The organism is Amycolatopsis nalaikhensis (assembly GCF_030264295.1).
Taxonomy (GTDB): domain Bacteria; phylum Actinomycetota; class Actinomycetes; order Mycobacteriales; family Pseudonocardiaceae; genus Amycolatopsis; species Amycolatopsis nalaikhensis.
On sequence record NZ_CP127173.1, the window covers coordinates 6,597,598 to 6,615,590 of the forward strand.

20 protein-coding genes are annotated in these 17,993 nt (G+C 71.8%); 11 read left to right on the top strand and 9 right to left on the bottom strand.

Annotation, left to right across the window (positions count from 1 at the left end; all coding sequences use genetic code 11):
* Positions 1-9 precede the first annotated feature (9 nt).
* The 5 genes from QP939_RS32300 to rnhA form a co-directional block, all read right to left on the bottom strand.
* A complete protein-coding gene (locus QP939_RS32300; RefSeq protein ID WP_285449994.1) occupies positions 10-1,242 on the bottom strand; it encodes a hypothetical protein in 1,233 nt (410 codons plus the stop codon).
* A 44-nt stretch (positions 1,243-1,286) separates the two neighbouring features.
* Entirely contained in the window at positions 1,287-1,712 is a 426-nt protein-coding gene (locus tag QP939_RS32305; protein WP_285449996.1) for a hypothetical protein, read from the bottom strand.
* Positions 1,712-2,092, bottom strand: coding sequence for a YchJ family protein (locus QP939_RS32310; RefSeq protein ID WP_285449997.1), 381 nt, complete (start codon positions 2,090-2,092; stop codon positions 1,712-1,714). Before QP939_RS32310 ends, QP939_RS32305 begins: the two co-directional genes overlap by 1 nt.
* A 45-nt stretch (positions 2,093-2,137) precedes the next feature.
* Entirely contained in the window at positions 2,138-2,716 is a 579-nt protein-coding gene (locus tag QP939_RS32315; protein WP_285449998.1) for a hypothetical protein, read from the bottom strand.
* Positions 2,717-2,892: 176 nt separating this feature from the next.
* A complete protein-coding gene (gene rnhA / locus QP939_RS32320; protein ID WP_285450000.1) occupies positions 2,893-3,354 on the bottom strand; it encodes a ribonuclease HI in 462 nt (153 codons plus the stop codon).
* A 74-nt stretch (positions 3,355-3,428) separates the two neighbouring features.
* Here rnhA and QP939_RS32325 point away from each other — a divergent pair, with 74 nt between their 5' ends.
* The 4 genes from QP939_RS32325 (at position 3,429) to QP939_RS32340 (ending at position 6,925) form a co-directional block, all read left to right on the top strand.
* Entirely contained in the window at positions 3,429-4,136 is a 708-nt protein-coding gene (locus tag QP939_RS32325) for a Crp/Fnr family transcriptional regulator (RefSeq protein ID WP_285450001.1), read from the top strand.
* A gap of 398 nt (positions 4,137-4,534) precedes the next feature.
* Positions 4,535-5,500 (top strand): hypothetical protein, encoded by a 966-nt coding sequence (locus QP939_RS32330; protein ID WP_285450002.1) that lies wholly within the window; start codon positions 4,535-4,537, stop codon positions 5,498-5,500.
* Positions 5,501-5,507: 7 nt separating this feature from the next.
* Positions 5,508-6,122: a hypothetical protein gene (locus QP939_RS32335; RefSeq protein ID WP_285450003.1), complete on the top strand. Its 615-nt coding sequence runs from the start codon at positions 5,508-5,510 to the stop codon at positions 6,120-6,122.
* Positions 6,123-6,142: 20 nt separating this feature from the next.
* Positions 6,143-6,925: a DUF1684 domain-containing protein gene (locus tag QP939_RS32340; RefSeq protein ID WP_285450004.1), complete on the top strand. Its 783-nt coding sequence runs from the start codon at positions 6,143-6,145 to the stop codon at positions 6,923-6,925.
* Between the two features lie 16 nt (positions 6,926-6,941).
* Here the strand turns inward: QP939_RS32340 and QP939_RS32345 are convergent, their stop codons facing one another.
* Together QP939_RS32345 and QP939_RS32350 are read right to left on the bottom strand one after the other, a co-directional pair.
* A complete protein-coding gene (locus QP939_RS32345) occupies positions 6,942-7,430 on the bottom strand; it encodes an AMIN-like domain-containing (lipo)protein (RefSeq protein WP_285450006.1) in 489 nt (162 codons plus the stop codon).
* Positions 7,431-7,789: 359 nt separating this feature from the next.
* On the bottom strand, positions 7,790-8,467 hold the full coding sequence (locus tag QP939_RS32350) for an MBL fold metallo-hydrolase (RefSeq protein WP_285450008.1): 678 nt from the start codon (positions 8,465-8,467) through the stop codon (positions 7,790-7,792).
* 109 nt (positions 8,468-8,576) lie between these two features.
* Between QP939_RS32350 and QP939_RS32355 the strand changes: the two genes are divergently transcribed.
* The gene (locus tag QP939_RS32355) at positions 8,577-9,782 is read left to right on the top strand and encodes an acyltransferase family protein (protein ID WP_285450009.1); all 1,206 of its coding nucleotides are present in this window, start codon (positions 8,577-8,579) and stop codon (positions 9,780-9,782) included.
* Positions 9,783-9,858: 76 nt separating this feature from the next.
* Positions 9,859-12,720: an excinuclease ABC subunit UvrA gene (gene uvrA / locus QP939_RS32360; protein WP_285450010.1), complete on the top strand. Its 2,862-nt coding sequence runs from the start codon at positions 9,859-9,861 to the stop codon at positions 12,718-12,720.
* A 3-nt stretch (positions 12,721-12,723) separates the two neighbouring features.
* Here uvrA and QP939_RS32365 read toward each other — a convergent pair whose 3' ends face one another.
* Positions 12,724-13,350: a fibronectin type III domain-containing protein gene (locus QP939_RS32365; protein WP_414641788.1), complete on the bottom strand. Its 627-nt coding sequence runs from the start codon at positions 13,348-13,350 to the stop codon at positions 12,724-12,726.
* A gap of 136 nt (positions 13,351-13,486) precedes the next feature.
* On the opposite strand from QP939_RS32365, the gene QP939_RS32370 reads away from it, so the two are divergent.
* The 4 genes from QP939_RS32370 to QP939_RS32385 all read left to right on the top strand — a co-directional run bounded on the left by QP939_RS32370 (position 13,487) and on the right by QP939_RS32385 (position 15,845).
* A complete protein-coding gene (locus tag QP939_RS32370; RefSeq protein ID WP_285450011.1) occupies positions 13,487-13,990 on the top strand; it encodes a hypothetical protein in 504 nt (167 codons plus the stop codon).
* A gap of 145 nt (positions 13,991-14,135) precedes the next feature.
* A complete protein-coding gene (locus QP939_RS32375) occupies positions 14,136-14,687 on the top strand; it encodes a sigma-70 family RNA polymerase sigma factor (protein WP_026469270.1) in 552 nt (183 codons plus the stop codon).
* Entirely contained in the window at positions 14,684-15,397 is a 714-nt protein-coding gene (locus tag QP939_RS32380; RefSeq protein ID WP_285450012.1) for an anti-sigma factor family protein, read from the top strand. The genes QP939_RS32375 and QP939_RS32380 overlap by 4 nt, the downstream gene beginning before the upstream one ends.
* Before the next feature lie 4 nt (positions 15,398-15,401).
* Positions 15,402-15,845 (top strand): SRPBCC family protein, encoded by a 444-nt coding sequence (locus QP939_RS32385; protein WP_285450013.1) that lies wholly within the window; start codon positions 15,402-15,404, stop codon positions 15,843-15,845.
* A gap of 106 nt (positions 15,846-15,951) precedes the next feature.
* On the opposite strand, the gene QP939_RS32390 is transcribed toward QP939_RS32385, so the two are convergent.
* On the bottom strand, positions 15,952-17,403 hold the full coding sequence (locus tag QP939_RS32390) for an MFS transporter (RefSeq protein WP_285450014.1): 1,452 nt from the start codon (positions 17,401-17,403) through the stop codon (positions 15,952-15,954).
* Between the two features lie 103 nt (positions 17,404-17,506).
* Between QP939_RS32390 and QP939_RS32395 the strand changes: the two genes are divergently transcribed.
* A complete protein-coding gene (locus tag QP939_RS32395) occupies positions 17,507-17,908 on the top strand; it encodes a winged helix-turn-helix transcriptional regulator (protein ID WP_285450016.1) in 402 nt (133 codons plus the stop codon).
* The last annotated feature ends 85 nt before the right edge of the window (positions 17,909-17,993 follow it).

The window sequence follows — 17,993 nt, forward strand, 5'->3', positions numbered from 1 at the left end:
GCGTTTCGGTCAGACCCGCGCGGCCTGCCAGGCCGCCGCGGCACGCAAGGCCAGCAGGAGCGGCAGGGAACCGTCCTCCCAGAGCCGTTCGGGGAGTGCCTCGCTGAGCGGGACATCGCCGGTCAGCGCGTCGCCGACCGCGGCGAGGTCGACGTCGAACAGGGTCAGCCCGGCGCTGTAGAGCCGTTCGCCGCTGACCGGGCGGCGCCGGGCCACCTCGGCGCTGTCGACGGCCAGCTCGGTCAGGCCGAAGAACTCCGGTTTGGCGCCGCGCTCCATCCAGCGCGCGAACCCGACCACCTTCGTCTCGCGGACGTCCTCGGGCTTGAGTCCGCTCTCTTCGCAGAGTTCGCGTTCCATCCCGGCGCGGACGGCGGTGTGCAGCAGGCGCCGGGTGCCACCGTCGGGGGTGCGCAGGTCGCGGGGCTCGAGCGAGCCGCTGCCCGACGGCGCGAGCAAGAGCCCGCTGACGGCGTTGAGCGACGACTGCCGGACGGTGACGAGCTTGCCGTCGGTGGTGAAGGCGACCGTGGAGACGCCGACGTGGTCGGCCAATGAGCTGCTGGCCAGCTCGCGGAGGGTGCCGGCGGAGTCGGTGAGTTCGGCCTTGCGCAGGTCGTACTCCTCACCGGTGTCGGCGCGGGTGATGCGCAGGGCGCCGAGCTCGTTCGAGCAGACGGCGTCGAAGAACCGGGCCCGGTGCAGCCGGATCGGCGCGGGCCGCGCCCCGGCGGCGGGCAGGGGGTCGCCGCGCATGCCGATGACGGGGCCGTTGAAGAGCAGGCGGCCGCGGGCGCGCAGCGGAAGCACGTGCGGCGCGGTCGCCTTGAGTGCTGGGGGCAGCCGGTAGGGCTCCTCGGCGACGTCGATGGTGTGCCGTTCTTCCCAGAGGTCCCGATCGATGGCGGAGCTGACGAGCGCGGTGCCGCGGGCGGGCACGGCGACGTACTCGGCGGCCGGATACGCCGACGGCGGCGGCAGTTCGGCGGTCGGGAAGGGCGCGGCGATGGTGGTGAACTCGAACCCGGCCCAGCGGCGGCGCAGCAGCCGGACGTCGCGGGTGAAGGTGGCGACGCCGAGCGCGAGCGCGACGACGGAGAGCACGACCCCGACGGCGCTGGGCAGGATGGTGACGACGCCGAGCACAACGCCGAGCCCGGAGGCGGCGAGCGGCCATTCGCGGGCACCGATGAAGCCGAGGTAGTCCGCCTTCGCCCGGGCGCGGCGCGTCAGTTTTCCCATCGCCGCACTGTTTAGCACGGTCAGGGTGGCGCGCGGGGCGGGTTTCAGGCTTCCGCACCGAGGCCGAGATCACGCTTGAAGAGCTTGATCACCTCGAGCCGCCGCCGGTCGACGGCGGCCACGGTCGCGGCCTCGACCCCGGCACCCTCGGCGATCTTCGTGTGCACGTCGATGACGGTGCTGGTGAGCTCTCGCGCCGGGCCGGCCACCTCGCGCCCGGCGAGGACCTCGATCTCGGCCGTGGCGGCGTGCAGCCGGGCGTCCTCAACGCGGCTGCGCTCGCCAGCCATGGCTTGGCCGTAGCTGGCGCTGATCGCGCGCAGGTACTCGGCGTAGACGGCCTGCTTGACCTGGCCGAGCGCGTCCTGCCGCTGCCACCGGCGGGTCCGCGCGGCGAGCAGGTGCTGCAGGAGGCCCCCGGTCAGCACCCCGAGGAGCGCACCGGCGACCCCGACGACGGCGGTGCTCATCAGGCGTCCGCGTCGAGGTAGACCCACTGGCCATCGGCGCGGCGGAAGCGGCTGTTCTCTTCGAGGAAGCCGTCCCGGCCGTGGTGGCGGTAGTGGGCCCGGAACTCGACGGTCCCTTCGGCGTGCAGCAGCCCACCCCCGGTGCGGCCGAGGATCTCCAGCCGCGTCCACTCCTGGCCGGGATCGAGCGCGAGCCGCCGCGGCCGGGTCTCGGGGTGCCAGGTGCGCAGGAGGTAGGCGGTGTCCCCGACGGCGAAGGCGCTGAACCGCGACCGCATCAGCAGTTCGGCGGTGGGAGCGGCGAGCCCACCGTCGTGGAACCGGCCACAGCAGGCGGCGTAGGACCCGGCGAGGCCGCACGGGCAGGAGGCGGGACGCATCGCCGGATTCTGCCACGGCGTCTTTTGCGGCCGCCGGACTCCCGGTCAGGGAACGGGAAACTGTGCGGCGACGTCGGCGGCGTCCTCGAGCACACCCGGATCGGGATGACCGCCGCCGCTCGTCGCCTCGGCGATCACCACGAGGGCGCCGTCGCGTCGGGACGCGTAGTGGTCGCCCGTGAACCGCACGCCTGCCCCCTTCAACAGGGCGTCGGGGAGGGCGTAGATGTTGCCGCTGCCGTCGCGGTCGGCCAGGTCCCGGAGGTCACGCGCCTGGGCGGCCTTCGGCATCCGCACCCAGGCGATCGTCACCACGACGGTGTTCCCGCCGCCGTCGCCGACGGCCAGCAGCATCCGCGAAAGCGACTTGCACGGGTGGCGCACGAAGAACTGCTGGACCTGTCCGAAGGCGTACGGCGCGCACTTCAGTTCGCGCTTGGCGACCTTCTTGATCGTCTTGAGGCCGAGGCGTTTCATCGCGTCCTCGTGCTTGCCCTTGCGGGCCGACTCCTTGCCGGAGTCGCGTGCCTTCAGGCTCGAACCGCCGCCGGACTCGACCGAAGCCGCGCCGCCCGCGCCCAGCGCCGTGCCTCCCGCGGCCGCTGCGCCGATCACCACGGCCACGGCCGCGGCGCCACCCTTCCGGTTGTGACGCGGCCTGACCTTGCCGCTCGGGTCCCTGTAAAAGCCGTCGGCCATCTCCCGTTCCCTCCCCGGTCCGGAAGGGTCCGATCTTCCATCGGAACGCCGGGAGAAGGAACGTCGATCGCCCGAACGGCGCAGCGTCCGTCCACTCCGGACTAACCGGCGTTGGCCGGCTTCCCCGACTCCCGGGCTTCCTGCGCCCCACGCACCGCAAGCCGATCAGCGCGTTCATTCTCGGGATGCCCGGCGTGCCCCTTGACCCACAGCCATTCGACCTCGTGCTCGCCGATCGCCGCGTCGAGCCGTTGCCACAGGTCCGCGTTCTTCACCGGCTCGCGCGCCGCCGTGAGCCAGCCGTTGTTCTTCCAGCGCGGCAGCCACTGCGTGATCCCGTTGCGCACGTACGTGCTGTCCGTGAACACCCTGACCTGCGACGGCCGGGTCAGGCTCTCCAACGCCCGGATCGGGGCCGTCAGCTCCATCCGGTTGTTCGTCGTCGGCGTGGCTTCGCCGCCGTACAGCTCGCGCTCGTGCCTTCCGTAGCGCAGCACCGCGCCCCAGCCGCCCGGTCCCGGGTTCCCGCTGCACGCGCCGTCGGTGTAGATCTCCACGTCCACGCGGCGACCCTACCCGGCGCGACCCTCGCCGAACGCCGCCACGCCGGGTTACCGTGGTGATCCGGAGGGGAACCATGAGCGGGCACGACGACACGGCCGAGGGGGCACTTCTCACCTATCTCGCCGACGCCGACCGCGAGTACCTGCTCGCCAGGGGCGTCCGCCGGCGGTTCCGGGCCAACGACGTCGTGCTCATGGAAGGCGACCCCTCCGACCACGTCCACGTGCTGGTCGCCGGCTGGGTGCGCGTCTCCACGATCGTCGAAGACGGCCGTGAGGTGCTCTTCGGCCTGCGCGGCCCCGGCGAGGTCCTCGGCGACCTCGCGGCGGTGACCGGGCGGCCGCGGACGGCGTCCGTGCGCGCCATCGAACCCTGCACCGTCTTCCAGCTGACCGGCGCCCAGTTCATCGACGTCCTGCACACCCGGCCCGCGATCGCCGTCGCGACGATCAAGACCGTCGCCGCGCGGCTTCGCGCGGCCGAGTCCGCGCGCGTCGACTCGGCCGCCTTCGACGTCAGCCGCCGGGTCGCCGTCCACCTCGTGCGGCTGGCCGAAGATCACGGGCGGCGCGTCCCCGAGGGCGTGGTGATCGACGCCGCGCTGTCGCAGGCCGACATCGCCGCCCAGGTCGGTGCCGCGCGGCGGACCGTCGCGCGGGCGCTGGGTGTCCTGCGCGAGCGGGGGATCGTCGAAACCGGGCGGCGCCGGATCCTCATCCGGCAGCCGCGCGTGCTGCGCGCCTTCGCCCGTTCTGAGCCAAACGGCACACAACGGCCGTGACAGCGGGCATCTGACGGACCGCGCCACCCGGCGATCCTGGAGTCCGGCCGGAAAAGAAATCGATGCCGACCGGCCGGTTCCATTTTCGAGCGAGGTCGGGGAGCGCTTGCCGGGAACGCCCACCGCACGATTTCGACCCTGGTGAAATCGGCCTTCGCCGCGGCTTCGCGCCGTTCCCCGCCTCGGCCTGGGTGCAGCGATGAGGAGGTGTGTGATGGAAAGCCACTCGATCTGGGCGCTGATCTTCGGGACGAACTGACCCGCGGCGGGGCCCGGCCGGCCGGCTCGTGGGGGGCCGGTCGGCCGGCCTTTCCGTGAATGCGTGTCCGTAAACTGTCATGCCCACCGCGGAACCGCCGCTGGTAATGTGGGCGAGCGATTTCGCGCGAGGGGGTGGGGTGACGGAGGAGAACACCTTCCCGTTCGTGCGCGAGCTGAACGAGCTGCGCCGCGGCCGCGGGCTCGACGCGGCCGACCTGCACCAGCGCATCGGTCCCTGCCTGCGCGAGGCCTGCGGCATCACCGACGAGGACCAGCCCGCCGCCGCGCGGCACAAGCTCGTCCTGCGGCTCACCGAACTGTGCGGACGGCTGCCCGCGGACCTGCGGCTGGCCGCGCTGGCGGCGTTCGGCCTGCACGAGGAGGCCGCCGGCGAGTTCCTCGACCGGCGGATCTCGTGGCTGGCCAGCGTCCTGGACCGCGACCCGCGCACCGCGCGCCGCCGGATCGACCTCGCGTTCCGGCGGCTCGACGAACTGCTCGACGCGCCCGCGTCCGCCCGCGACCTGCACCCGCTCGCCGGCTGGTACGTCGAGTCGATGAAGGCGATGCTCTCGCTCGACCGCGACCCGCCGGACCTGCAGGAGGAACGCCGGATCGTCGCGGAGGTCGACGAACTCGACGAGCTGGTCCTGTCGTTCAGCGTGCCGGCCGAGCCGGGCAGCGACCCGGTCCCCGACATCACCGCGGACGTGCTGTTCGGCGGCGAAATCGTCGAGGCGCGCCAGGTTTCGGCGAGCCACGCGCAGTTCGTCATGCGGCTGCCGAGCCCGCTGCGGCTCGGCCAGCGCCACGAGTACGGCATCCGCTTCACGCCGCGGCGCACGTCGCTGCGGCCGTACTACGTCATGACGCCGTTGCGCCGGTGCGAAGAGTTCTCGGTGCGCGTCCGGTTCGACCGCGCGGACCCGCCGTCGCGGGTGTGGCGGCTCAACGGCGTGCCGGGCCGGGTGATCGACGACGGCGTCGACTCGGGCGACGCGCTGACGGTCAACCGCGTCGGCGAGGTGGGGCTCGAGTTCCACGAACTGCACCAGGGCCTGAGCTACGGCCTGCAGTGGGCGTTCGACCCCCGGGAGGACTGAGGAGACCATGCTCACCGTCCCGGTGACCGCGACCGTCGTCCGGATCGGGATCGTCGCGCCGAGCCGCGACCGCACCGTTCGCGCAGTGCACCTCGACGCGGTGCTGGACGACGTGTTCGAGCAGGTCCCGGTGCCGTACCGCACGCCGACGTGGTACCGCAGGCCGGAGGGGGACACCACGACGCTGGTCATCCCGCCGACGGTGCCGCGGCGGTGGGTCGCGACCGGGCTCGTCGGCCTGCTGGACGACGCGCTGAAGCGCCGCAACCGCCACCTCGACGAGTTCGGCAGGCTGCGGCTGCGGCTGGCCGTCGACCACGGCGACGTCGTGCTGCGGCCCCCGAACTTCGGCGGCGCGGCGGTCGCGGTGGCGGTGTGGCTGTGCGAGGCCGAGGAGCTGAAGTCCGCGGTCGCGGCGCCGGCGTCGGCGGATCAGGTGCTGATCGTCTCCGATCGGGTCTACGCGGCGGTGGCCGGCGAGGGCGAGCACGACCTGGACCCGGCCGAGTTCCGGCCGGTCGTCGTCCCCGCCGGCAGCGAGCGCGAAATCGCCTGGCTGCGGGCGGGTCCGGATACTGGGACGCGGAATAGCGGCGCCGTCGGCGGGTTGGCACCTTCGTAGCCGAGGAAAAGGGGTCCGCGATGAGCACGTTCACGCAGGAGTGGCAGGACTGGAAGACCCGCCGCGAAACCGACCTCGCCGCACCGCACGGCTGGCTGGCGCTGGTGTCGCTGGACTGGCTGACGGACGCCCCGCGCGAGTACCCCGGCATCCCCGGTCGGTGGTGGCAGGACGAAGAAGCGGCGTACGTCGACCCGGCCGGTGCTTCGCTGACCCACGACGGCTCGCCGATCACCGAGGTGCGGCGCTTCGAGCTGGTCAACAGCGGCGCGGGCACCCGGGTGCTGGCCGGCGACGTCGAGATCGAGGTCGCGCGCCGCTCGGGGTACCTGATCCGCGTGCACGACCCGAAAGCCGAGGTGCTGCGGGAGTTCCACGGCATCCCGGCGTACGAGCCGTCGGAGTCGTGGGTGCTGTCCGGCCGGTTCGAGCCGTTCGACGAGCCGCGGCCGACCACGGTCGGCGCGGTCGTGGAAGGCCTCAGCCACGTGTACACGGCCCCGGGCGTCGTCCACTTTTCCTTCGAGGGCAAGCCGCAGACCCTGACCGCGTTCAACGGCAAGGACGGTGGCCTCAGCATCCTGTTCACCGACGAGACGAGCGGCGTGACGACGTACGCGGCCAACCGGTCCCTGCCGGTCGCCGAGCCGGCGCCGGACGGCTCGGTGACGCTGGACTTCAACCGCGCGGTGAACTTGCCGTGCGCGTTCACGGACTTCGCGACGTGCCCGCTGCCGCCGGCGGGCAACCACCTGCCGTTCGCGGTGGAGGCGGGGGAGAAGATCCCGTACGAGCGCGGGTGAACTCCCCCGCCCGCCTTCAGTGGGCGACGTCGATGACGACGCGGTTGGGCGAGGTGAGGGTGAAGACGTGCACCGCGGTCCGCGACCGGACGCCGAGCCCGATCGAGAGGTGCGCCTCGAAGTCCCCGGTGACGGCGACGGCCATGACGTTGCGCAGGTTCCGCGTCCGGAACTTCTGCGGCCCGGTGTAGGTGAGGTTCCCGTTCAGGTCGTGCGCGGCGGCCGGGGTCGCGGTCACGTTGATGAAGTATTCCCCGGTGAGCCAGACGATTTCCCCGCTCGGGTCGGCGGTGAGCTCGTCGGTGAGCTGGTAGCTCACGGCGGGCGCGGGTCCGGCGGTCAGATCGAGGACAACCCGGTCGAAGCCGGTGTTGAGCCCGGTCCGGATGTTCGTCATGGCCGGGATGACGGGATCGGCGGCCTGAGCGGGCGCCGCGGCGACGACGCCGCTCCCGACGAGCAAGAGGGTGAGGGCGGCGAGCGCGCGCCGCACGGTGGTGGACATGGTGGGCCTCCTGGCGGAGAGAACCGATGGAAGTCCCAGCGCTGGGTCTGCTGTGGACGCCCGGTTCGCCCGGAAGTTGCCGCCGAGCGCGGGTTGACGTCCTAAGCGTTACCCGGCTGCTCCGAACGAGGCGGTGGCCGAGGCCTCGACATGCGGGAGTGGGTGCGCTGAGCGCAGAGCGGAGTCGCTGCTGTGGGCGAGGGCAGCGCGCCGGCCCACTCCGAGCTGCAGGCATCCATGCTGCTGGCAGCTCCGAGGTGCACCTGGCCGAGTCGCGCGGGGGCTGCTGTGGCGTCGGAGCCGATAGCCGACCCCGAGCCGGGCGCGGAACGTCGGGCGCCCGGCTCAGGTGACCGTCGTCACCAGCCGCGCTCGCGCCACTCCGTCAGCTTCGGCCGCTCCGCGCCCAGGGTCGAGTCGTCCCCGTGGCCCGGGTAGAACCACGTCTCGTCCGGCAGCTCGCCGAAGATCCGCGTCTCGACGTCGTCGAGCAGCGACTCGAAGTCCTCCGGCGAGCCCGTCTTCCCCACGCCGCCCGGGAACAGCGAGTCGCCGGTGAACAGGTGCGGGTGCCCCGAAGGATCGCGGTACAGCAGGGCGATCGACCCGGGTGTGTGCCCGCGCAGGTGGATCACCGACAGCGTGATCTGCCCCACCGTCAGCGTGTCCCCGTGCTCGACCAGGAAGTCCGGCGGCACCGGCAGCGGCCCGGCGTCCAGCGGGTGCGCCGCCGTGTTCGCGCCGTTCGCCCCGGCCACCGCGCCCAGCGCCTGCCAGTGGTCCTGGTGCTGGTGGGTCGTCACGACCGTCTTCAGCGCTGGCCGGTCCGGGCCGTGGCCGATCAGGTCGGAGATGCGCTCCGGGTCGCTCGCCGCGTCGATCAGCAGCGCTTCCTGCGACGCCCGGCACACCAGGAGGTACGCGTTGTTGTCCATCGGGCCGACCGACAGCTTCGTGATGGTCAGCGCGTCCAGCGTCCGCCGGGTGGCGTCGCCGCCCGGGTCGACGTGCCCGGTGTAGGTGTCCACGATGTTCACCGTGCACACGGTAGTCGTTTCGCTCCAAGCGGTTCCACCCGCACAAGCACGCCGCCGCCCCGCCACGTAGGCTCACGGCGACCCCCAGCCAGCCCGACCTAGGACGACCGTGCCCACCTCCCCGACGCCGCGCCGGATCAACTGGGACATCCTCCGCGTCGTCGCCGTCTTCGCGGTCATCCTCGGGCACGTCACGCACCAGGGCGCGCTGCTGCACCCCGAGCTCACGGGGTACCCCGTGCGGGTGACAGCGCAGTTCGGCGCCGCGATCCTGCTGGTGATCTCCGCGTTCTTCGTTTGCGCGAGCCTCCGCAAGGGCAACCCGCGCCGGTGGCTGTGGAACCGCGTCGCGCGCCTCGTGCCCGCCTACCTCGTCGCGGTCGTCGTCACCTACGTCGTCACGCGGTACGCCGCCATCTCCTTCAGCGGCCTGCCCTACCCGCCGGGCGTCACCGGGTTCCTCTTCGGCGTGCCGGAGGGGCCGCCGACGAACCCGTCGCCCTGGTACATCCCGACCTGGCTGGACCTGGTCGCGAACCTGGGCATGGTGCAGGAGTGGGGCATCCGCTCGGCGGCGTTCTACTACCTCGACGGCTCCTACTGGACGCTGCCGGTGCAGCTGATGGCCTTCACCGGCGCGGCGCTGCTGTGGCCGCGGTCCTGGCGCACCCACCGGCTGACCGTCGCGCTGCTGTGGGCGCTGATCCTCGTCCCGCTCGCGCTGCGCTTCCTCGTCTTCGCGCCCGGGACGGCCAGCCCGGTCGTCGAGACCTTCTACTACGGCCTCGGCCTGCACCGGCTGCACGTCTTCGCCATCGGCGTCGCGATCTGGCTGTGGGCGCAGCGCCGCCTCAAAACCTGGCACGCCGCGCTCTTCGTCGTCGCCGCCGTCGCCGCGCAGGACCTGCAGGTGTTCCCGTTCCACGTCGCGCTGCCGCAGGACGCCGAACGCTGGCCGTCCACGATCGGGTTCGCCGTGCTCCTCCTGCTGGTCTGCCTGGCCGCCCGCGGCCCGGACTGGCGGTTCCCCGGACTGGCCAGGGTCGCCCCGGCCGTCACCTGGCTCGCGGGCATCTCGTATGGTCTTTACCTGGTGCACCAGGAGCTGGGTTACGTCCTGGCCCGCGCCCTGCTCGACCTCGGCCTCCCCGGCTGGCTGCGCCTCCCCTTGGTCGTGGCCGCCGCGGTGCTGGGCGGCTGGGCCGTCACCGCCTGGGTCGAACGCCCGGCCCACCGGTGGCTCACCAGACGCCGGAAGCCCGAAGAACCGCAGGTCAAGGACGCGGAACCCGTTTTTGTCGGTGGTGGCTCGTAGCATGGATCGCGGCCACCCGTGCAAGCCGAACCGGGTCGGCGCCCACAGCTGTTGAATGACATTGGAAGGACCTGGCGTGGCTGATCGCCTCGTTGTTCGCGGTGCCCGCGAGCACAACCTCCGCGGCGTGGATCTCGACCTGCCCCGCGACAGCCTGATCGTGTTCACCGGCCTGTCCGGGTCCGGGAAGTCGAGCCTCGCCTTCGACACCATCTTCGCCGAGGGACAGCGCCGCTACGTCGAGTCGCTCTCGGCGTACGCCCGCCAGTTCCTCGGGCAGATGGACAAGCCGGACGTCGACTTCATCGAGGGCCTCTCGCCCGCGGTGTCGATCGACCAGAAGTCCACCTCGCGCAACCCGCGCTCGACCGTGGGCACGATCACCGAGGTCTACGACTACCTGCGGCTGCTCTACGCCCGTGCCGGCAAGGCGCACTGCCCCAAGTGCGGCGAGCCGATCAGCAAGCAGACCCCGCAGCAGATCGTCGACCAGGTGCTGGCGATGGAGGAGGGCACCCGGTTCCAGGTGCTCGCCCCCGTCGTCCGCGGGCGCAAGGGCGAGTACGTCGACCTGTTCGAGAACCTGCAGCAGCAGGGTTACGCGCGCGTGGTCGTCGACGGCACGGTGCACGCGCTCACCGACCCGCCGAAGCTGAAGAAGCAGGAGAAGCACCAGATCGGCGTGGTCATCGACCGGCTGACCGTGAAGGCGGCGTCGCGCCAGCGGCTCACCGACTCGGTCGAGACGGCGCTGCGGCTGGCCGACGGCCTGATCGAGCTCGAGTTCGTCGACCTGCCCGAAGGCGACCCGCACCGGGTCCGCGGCTTCTCCGAGAACCTGGCCTGCCCGAACGGCCACCCGCTGGCCATCGAGGACCTCGAGCCCCGCTCGTTCTCCTTCAACTCGCCCTACGGCGCGTGCCCCGAGTGCACCGGCATCGGCGTGAAGAAGGAGGTCGACCCGGAGCTGGTGGTCCCGGACGACGAGCTGTCGCTGGCCGAGGGCGCGATCGCGCCGTGGTCGGGCGGGCAGAGCGCCGACTACTTCATCCGGCTGCTGGAGTCGCTGTCGGAGACCATCGGCTTCCGGATGGACACGCCGTGGCGGCGGCTGCCGGCCCGCGCGCAGAAGGCGGTGCTGCACGGCGTCGACGAGCAGGTGCACGTCCGCTACAAGAACCGCTACGGCCGCCAGCGCTCGTACTATGCGAACTTCGAGGGCGTCATCCCGTTCCTCGAGCGGCGTCAGGAGCAGACCGAGTCCGAGTACATGCGCGAGCGGTACGAAGGCTACATGCGCGAGGTGCCGTGCCCGGCCTGCCAGGGCACCCGGCTCAAGCCGGAGATCCTCGCGGTGACGCTGCAGCACAAGACGCGCGGCGACATGTCCATCGCCGAGGTCTGCGCGCTGTCCATCGCGGAGGCGTCGCAGTTCCTCGACGAGCTGGAGCTGGGGCAGCGCGAGGCGATGATCGCCGGCGCGGTGCTCAAGGAGATCCAGGCGCGCCTGCGCTTCCTGCTGGACGTCGGCCTGACGTACCTCTCGCTCGACCGCGCGTCGGCGACGCTCTCGGGCGGCGAGGCGCAGCGGATCCGGCTGGCGACGCAGATCGGCTCGGGCCTGGTGGGCGTGCTGTACGTGCTCGACGAGCCGTCGATCGGCCTGCACCAGCGCGACAACCACCGGCTGATCGAGACGCTGACCCGGCTGCGGAACCTGGGCAACACGCTGATCGTCGTCGAGCACGACGAGGACACCATCCGCTCCAGCGACTGGGTGGTCGACATCGGCCCGGGCGCGGGCGAGCACGGCGGCCACATCGTCCACAGTGGACCGTACAAGAAGCTGTTGAAGAGCAAGGAGTCGCTGACCGGGCAGTACCTGTCCGGCCGCCGGAAGATCGACGTCCCGGCGATCCGGCGGCCGATCGACAAGAAGCGGCAGCTGACCGTCGTGGGCGCGCGCGAGCACAACCTGCGCGGGCTCGACGTCTCGTTCCCGCTCGGCTGCCTGGTCTCGGTCACCGGCGTCTCCGGCTCGGGGAAGTCCACGCTGGTCAACGACATCCTCGCGACGGTGCTGGCGAACAAGCTCAACGGCGCCCGCCAGGTGCCGGGCCGCCACACCCGCGTGAACGGCCTGAACAACGTCGACAAGCTGGTGCGCGTCGACCAGTCGCCGATCGGCCGGACCCCGCGCTCCAACCCGGCGACCTACACGGGTGTCTGGGACCACGTGCGCAAGCTGTTCGCGGCGACGACCGAGGCGAAGGTCCGCGGCTACCAGCAGGGCCGGTTCTCCTTCAACGTCAAGGGCGGCCGCTGCGAGGCGTGCGCGGGCGACGGCACGATCAAGATCGAGATGAACTTCCTGCCGGACGTCTACGTCCCCTGCGAGGTCTGCAAGGGCGCGCGGTACAACCGGGAAACCCTTGAGGTGCACTACAAGGGAAAGACCGTCTCGGACGTGCTCGACATGCCCATCGAGGAGGCGGCGGAGTTCTTCGAGCCGATCAAGGCGATCCACCGTCACCTGCAGACGCTGGTGGACGTCGGCCTCGGGTACGTCCGGCTCGGCCAGCCGGCGCCGACGCTGTCCGGCGGTGAGGCGCAGCGCGTCAAGCTGGCGAGCGAGCTGCAGAAGCGCTCGACGGGCAAGACGGTCTACATCCTCGACGAGCCGACGACGGGTCTGCACTTCGAGGACATCAGCAAGCTGATCGGCGTGATCAACGGCCTGGTGGACAAGGGCAACACGGTGATCGTGATCGAGCACAACCTCGACGTGATCAAGACGTCCGACTGGATCATCGACATGGGCCCCGAGGGCGGTTCGGGCGGCGGCACGGTGATCGCGGAGGGCACGCCGGAGCACGTCGCGGACATCGAGGAGAGCTACACCGGCCAGTTCCTGAAGACGGTCCTGACGGCGGACTAGCGGCTACCGCTCCTTCCCGGTGGTCTGGTGGACCACCGGGGAGAGCGGGCCGTACTTCAACGCCCGCAGCCGGTAGGCCGAGTTCTCCTCGCCGGGCAGGATCGAGAGCGCGCAGGTCGTCACGTTCGGGTCGGTCACCTCGACCGGGTCGAAGTCCGGTGCGCCCGGGCGCCGGATCTCCAGCAGGAACCCGGCTTCGTCGCTCGAGCGGTCGGCCCAGGTGAACGTCACCGTGTCGCCGGACGTCACCTCGTGCAGGTCCGTCGAGAGCGGGCCGGTGAACGGTCGCACCCGGTAGTAGAACGGCGTTTCCGGGATCAGGTCGGGGTGGTGGTAGCTGACGACGTGCGGCGGCAGGAACCGCAGCGTCGTCCAGGGCCCGGCCGGGTCGTTCGCGTACTCGACGCGGTGCCCGGCGTCGTCGTCCGGCCAGCTGAGCACGACGTCCGTCGGCGTGGTGAGCGTCGCGGTGAACGACGGCGGCGGGGGAGTCGCGGCACAGCCCGCGGCCAGCAATGCGACGAGGAGAAGGGGCTTCACGGACACGGCGGCTCCCGGGACGGCGGGGGCGGCGGCGAACGTGCCCAGCTTAGGAATCCGGCCGCACGGCGACAAGATCGTGCCGGTCACCGGGACACACCAATCCGGCCGCGAACCGGCGCCGAACCGCGGTCGATCCCGCTGAACCGTTTTCCGCGACCGTCCGTGTCTCAGGTGTCGAGGTCCGCCGGACGGCGGTGCCGCCCTCACCGAGGAGAGAACCGCCATGAACCGTATCCGGCCGGTCGTCGTCAGCGCCGTCGCGCTCGCCGCCGTCGCCACGTTGTCGGCCTGCAGCGAGATGGCCTCCGGGGCCCAGGGGCCGGAACACGGGCAGCCGGGGCACAAGATGCTGTCCGCCACGACGGTCAACGGGCTCGGCGCGGTGGTCACCGACGCGGACGGCAAGACGCTCTACCGCTTCGACAAGGACATCGCGCAGCCGCCGACGTCCAACTGCGACGGCGAATGCGCGACGGCCTGGCCGCCGGTGCTCGCCGGCGTGGCCACACCGATGCTCAAGGGCATCCAGGAGACCCAGGTCGGCACGGTCGCCCGCAAGGACGGCAGCACGCAGCTCACGCTCAACGGCTGGCCGCTGTACGAGTTCAGCGGCGACAAGGCGCCGGGCGAGGCGAACGGCCAGGGCGTCAACGGCACGTGGTTCGCCGTCGCCCCGGACGGCAGCAAGATCACCGCGGGCGGCAAGGCCGGCGGCTCCGGGTACTGACCACCGACGGTTTCCGGGCAGAACGAGGAAGGACGGGCAGCCGATGAACACCATGGTCGCGCTGCGCTCGACGCACGCACCGCCGGTGGCCCTGCGGGTTGCAGTACTGTCCTCGCCGACTCAGAACACCGTCGGGAGGACGAGGGTGGCGATCGGAGGCAGGCGGCCTAAGAAGGCCAAGGGCGAGGACCTGATTCGGCAGCTGTACGCCGAACACGGCCGGAGCCTGCTGGCCTACGCGACGAGGCTGACCGGTGATCGGGCGGCAGCCGAGGACGTGGTCCAGGAGACGCTGGTCCGCGCGTGGAAACACGCCGACGACCTGCAGAACGACGGGAAGGGCTCGGTGCGCGGCTGGTTGCTGACCGTCGCGCGCAACCTGGTCACCGACCGGGCACGCGCCCGGGCGGCGCGGCCACAGGAGGTGGCCGAACCGGCCGAAGGCGTGCCGACACCGGCCGTCGAGCGCGATCACGCACAGGGCGTGGTCGACTCGATGACGGTGCTCGGCGCGATGGACGGCCTGTCGAACGAGCACCGAGAGGTCCTGGTGGAGATCTACTACCGGGGACGGACGGTGGCCGAAGCGGCGAGAACACTGGGCGTCGCACCCGGTACCGTGAAATCGAGGTCGTACTACGCACTGAGAGCACTGAGAGCAGCGATGATTTCGAGCGGAACGGAGGTGGCGCGATGAACTCGGTCGACGAGAGTCACACGCAGCTCGGCGCGTACGCCCTCGGCGCGCTCGACCCGGCGGAGGCGGCCGACTTCGAGCGGCGGCACCTGCAGAGCTGCGCGCAGTGCCGGTTCGACCTGAACGAGCTCGTGGCGTTGCGCGAGTCGCTCGACGAGGTGCCGCCCGAGGCGTTCCTCGACGGGCCGCCCGAGGGCGGGGACCTGCTGCTGCAGAAGACCCTGCGCCGGGTGCGCGAGGAGGAAGAACACGTGGCACCGGCCCGTTCGCCACGCCGGGGCCTGGCCCTGGTCGCCGCGGCGGTGCTGGTGGTGGCCGCGCTCGGCGGCGGCATCCTGGTGGGACGGCAGACGGCGCCGGACAACACGGCGTTGCCGATCCCCTCGCAGCCGAACGAAGTCCCCGGCACGAAGAGCGTCGAGGGGCGGGATCCGACGACCGGCGTGCAGCTGGCCGCGTCGGTGGCCCCGTTCCAGGGCTGGGTGAAGGTCAACGTCTCCGTCCGGGGCGTCAAGGCCGGGGAGAAGTGCCTGCTGCAGGTCACGACCAAGGGCGGCCAGGCGGTGACCGCGGGCAGCTGGCAGGTGTCCGAGAAGTGGGAGAGCCAGGGCTTCACGCTCGACGGGTCCGCGCTGGTCGCGCCCGACGACGTCAAGTCGGTCGACATCGTCACGGTGGACGGCCGGAAGCTGGTCTCGGCCCAGGTGTGACGCGGTGACGGGCGCGCGCTACCGGTTCCGTAGCAGGTGGCTGCTGCCCGGCACCGCGCCCGAGCGGGTGTTCGGCGTGGTCACCGACCTCGCCGGCTACCCGAGGTGGTGGTCGGACGTCCGCGCGGTGCGCCGCGTGGACGACGACACCGCCGAGCTGGTCTGCCGGTCCCGGCTCCCGTTCCGCTTGGTGGTCCGGATGCACCGGGACCACCAGGACGAGGCGGCGGGCCTGATGCGGGTCCGGTTGAGCGGGGACCTGGACGGGGTGCTCGCGGGAGCGGTCCGCGCGGCGGGCGCGGGCACGCTCCTGGAGATCACCCAGGAAGTCCAGGCCCGCAAGGAGCTGCTGCGGCGGCTCGACGCGGTGGCCCGGCCGCTGTTCCGCGCGAACCACGCGCTGATGATGCGGCGGGGCCACCGCGGGCTTTCGGCCTACCTGGCCTGAGGGTCCGGTCCCCAGCGCCCCAATGTGGCCTTCGGTGCGTGAGACGCACCCAAGGCGGCCTTCGGTGCGTCAGACGCAACCAAGGCCGCCTTGGGGCGCTTGGGGACTAGCGGGTCTGACCGGCGACGCAGACCTCCGGCTCAGCCTCGCGGGCCGCAGGGGCGGCGTCGGCCGCCGGAGCCGCCGCTTGGCGCGTGCGGCGCGCCAGCACCACACCGCCCAGCGCCACCGCCGCCAGCAGGAAGCCCGCGCTCACCCCGTACGCCAGCCGGAACCCGGCCGCCAGCGCCTCCCGGTGGTCCACTCCCGACAGACTCGACGTGCGGGCCGCCGCCACCGAAGCCAGCACCGCCGTGCCGATCGCCGCCCCCACCTGCTGGGTCGTGTTGATCAGTCCCGATGCGACTCCCGCGTCCGAAGCCGACACCTCCGACATCGCCAGCCCCATCAACGCCGGGATCGCCGCGCCCGCGCCGAGGCCCATCAGCAGCAGCGGCGGCAGCACGCCGGTGAAGTAGCCGCCGGAAACGCGGGAAAGCAGCACCAGTCCCACGATCACCAGCCCGAGCCCGGACAGCAGCACCGCCCGCGGCCCGAACCGCGCCGACAGCTTGTCCGCGAACCCCAGCGACGCCACCGCGATCACCAGCGGCACCGGCAGGAACGCGACGCCGGTGCGCAGCGCGTCGAGACCCAGCACCTGCTGCAGGTACAACGCCGTCACGAACTGGAACCCCAGCATCCCGGCCACCATCAGCACCATCACCAGGTTGGCGCCGGTGACCGCGCGGATCCGGAACAACCGCAGCGGCAGCAACGGCGTCCGCGCCTTCGCCTGCCGCACCACGAACGCCGCCAGCAACCCCGCAGCCGCCGCCAACGCGCCCCACACCGCCGACGAAATCGCGTACACGCCCAGCATCACGGCCGCCGTCACCAGGACCGCGCCGAGCACGTCCAGGCCCGCACGCAGCCCCGTGCCGCGGTCCGGCGCGACCACCCGGACCGCCAGCACCAGCGCCACCACGCCGATCGGCAGGTTGACGTAGAATGTCCAGTGCCAGCTCAGCGCCTGCGTCAGCGCGCCGCCCGCGATGAGGCCGATCGACGCGCCCGCCGCCTGCGTGAAGCTGTACACCCCGATCGCGCGTGCCCGGGCTCGCGGCTCCGGGTACATCGTGACGATCATGCCCAGCACCACCGCCGACGCGAGCGCGCCGCCCACTCCTTGTGCGAACCGCGAAACGACCAGGACGCCCGCGCTCGAGGCCAGCCCCGCGACCAGCGACGCCACCGTGAACAGCGTGAGCCCGGCGAGGAAGACGCGGCGGCGGCCGAGCAGGTCGCCGAGCCGGCCGGAGATCAGGAGCAAGCCGCCGAACGCGACCAGGTACGCCGTCACGACCCAGGCGAGCCCGGCGGGCGTGAAGCCGAGGTCGGCCTGGATCGCGGGCAGCGCCACCGCCACGATGCTGCTGTCGAGCACGACCATCAGCGAGGCGGCGCACAGCACCGCCAACGCGAGTCCTCGGGAGCGGATGGGGTAGTTCTCGGCCATGGCAGGCCCCTCCAGGTGAGATCCCCCTGGTCGTCGCCAGGGCACTTCTTGTAACAGTGCCCATCATGTGTGACCATGGAGCCGCCCGGAAGGAGGCACTTTCATGTCCCAGGGGAACATCGGTGTACCTGTCCAGGCCACGGAGGTGGACCCGGAGAAACTCGACGTCTGCACCGTGCTCGAGGTCATCAACCGGATCAGCGGCAAGTGGGCGATCGGCATCCTGCTGGAGGCCACGCGCGGCCCGGTGCGCTTCACCGAGCTCGAACGCTCGGTCGAGGGCATCAGCCGCCGGATGCTGACGCTGACCCTGCGCAACCTCGAGCGCGACGGCCTGCTGGAGCGGACGATCTACCCGACCGTCCCGCCGCGCGTCGAGTACGAGGCCACGCCGATGGCGAAGGAGCTGTACCAGTCGTTGAACGGCCTGCTCGACTGGGCGACGCGGCACCGCGAGTCGATCGCCGCCGCGCGCGTCGTCTACGACAGCAAGATCGACGGCTGAACGCCGAACGGGCCGCCGCGCGAGGTCGGGGAAACTCGCGCGACGGCCCGTGGTGGCTCGTGCTCAGCGGGGGCATGAGCACGAA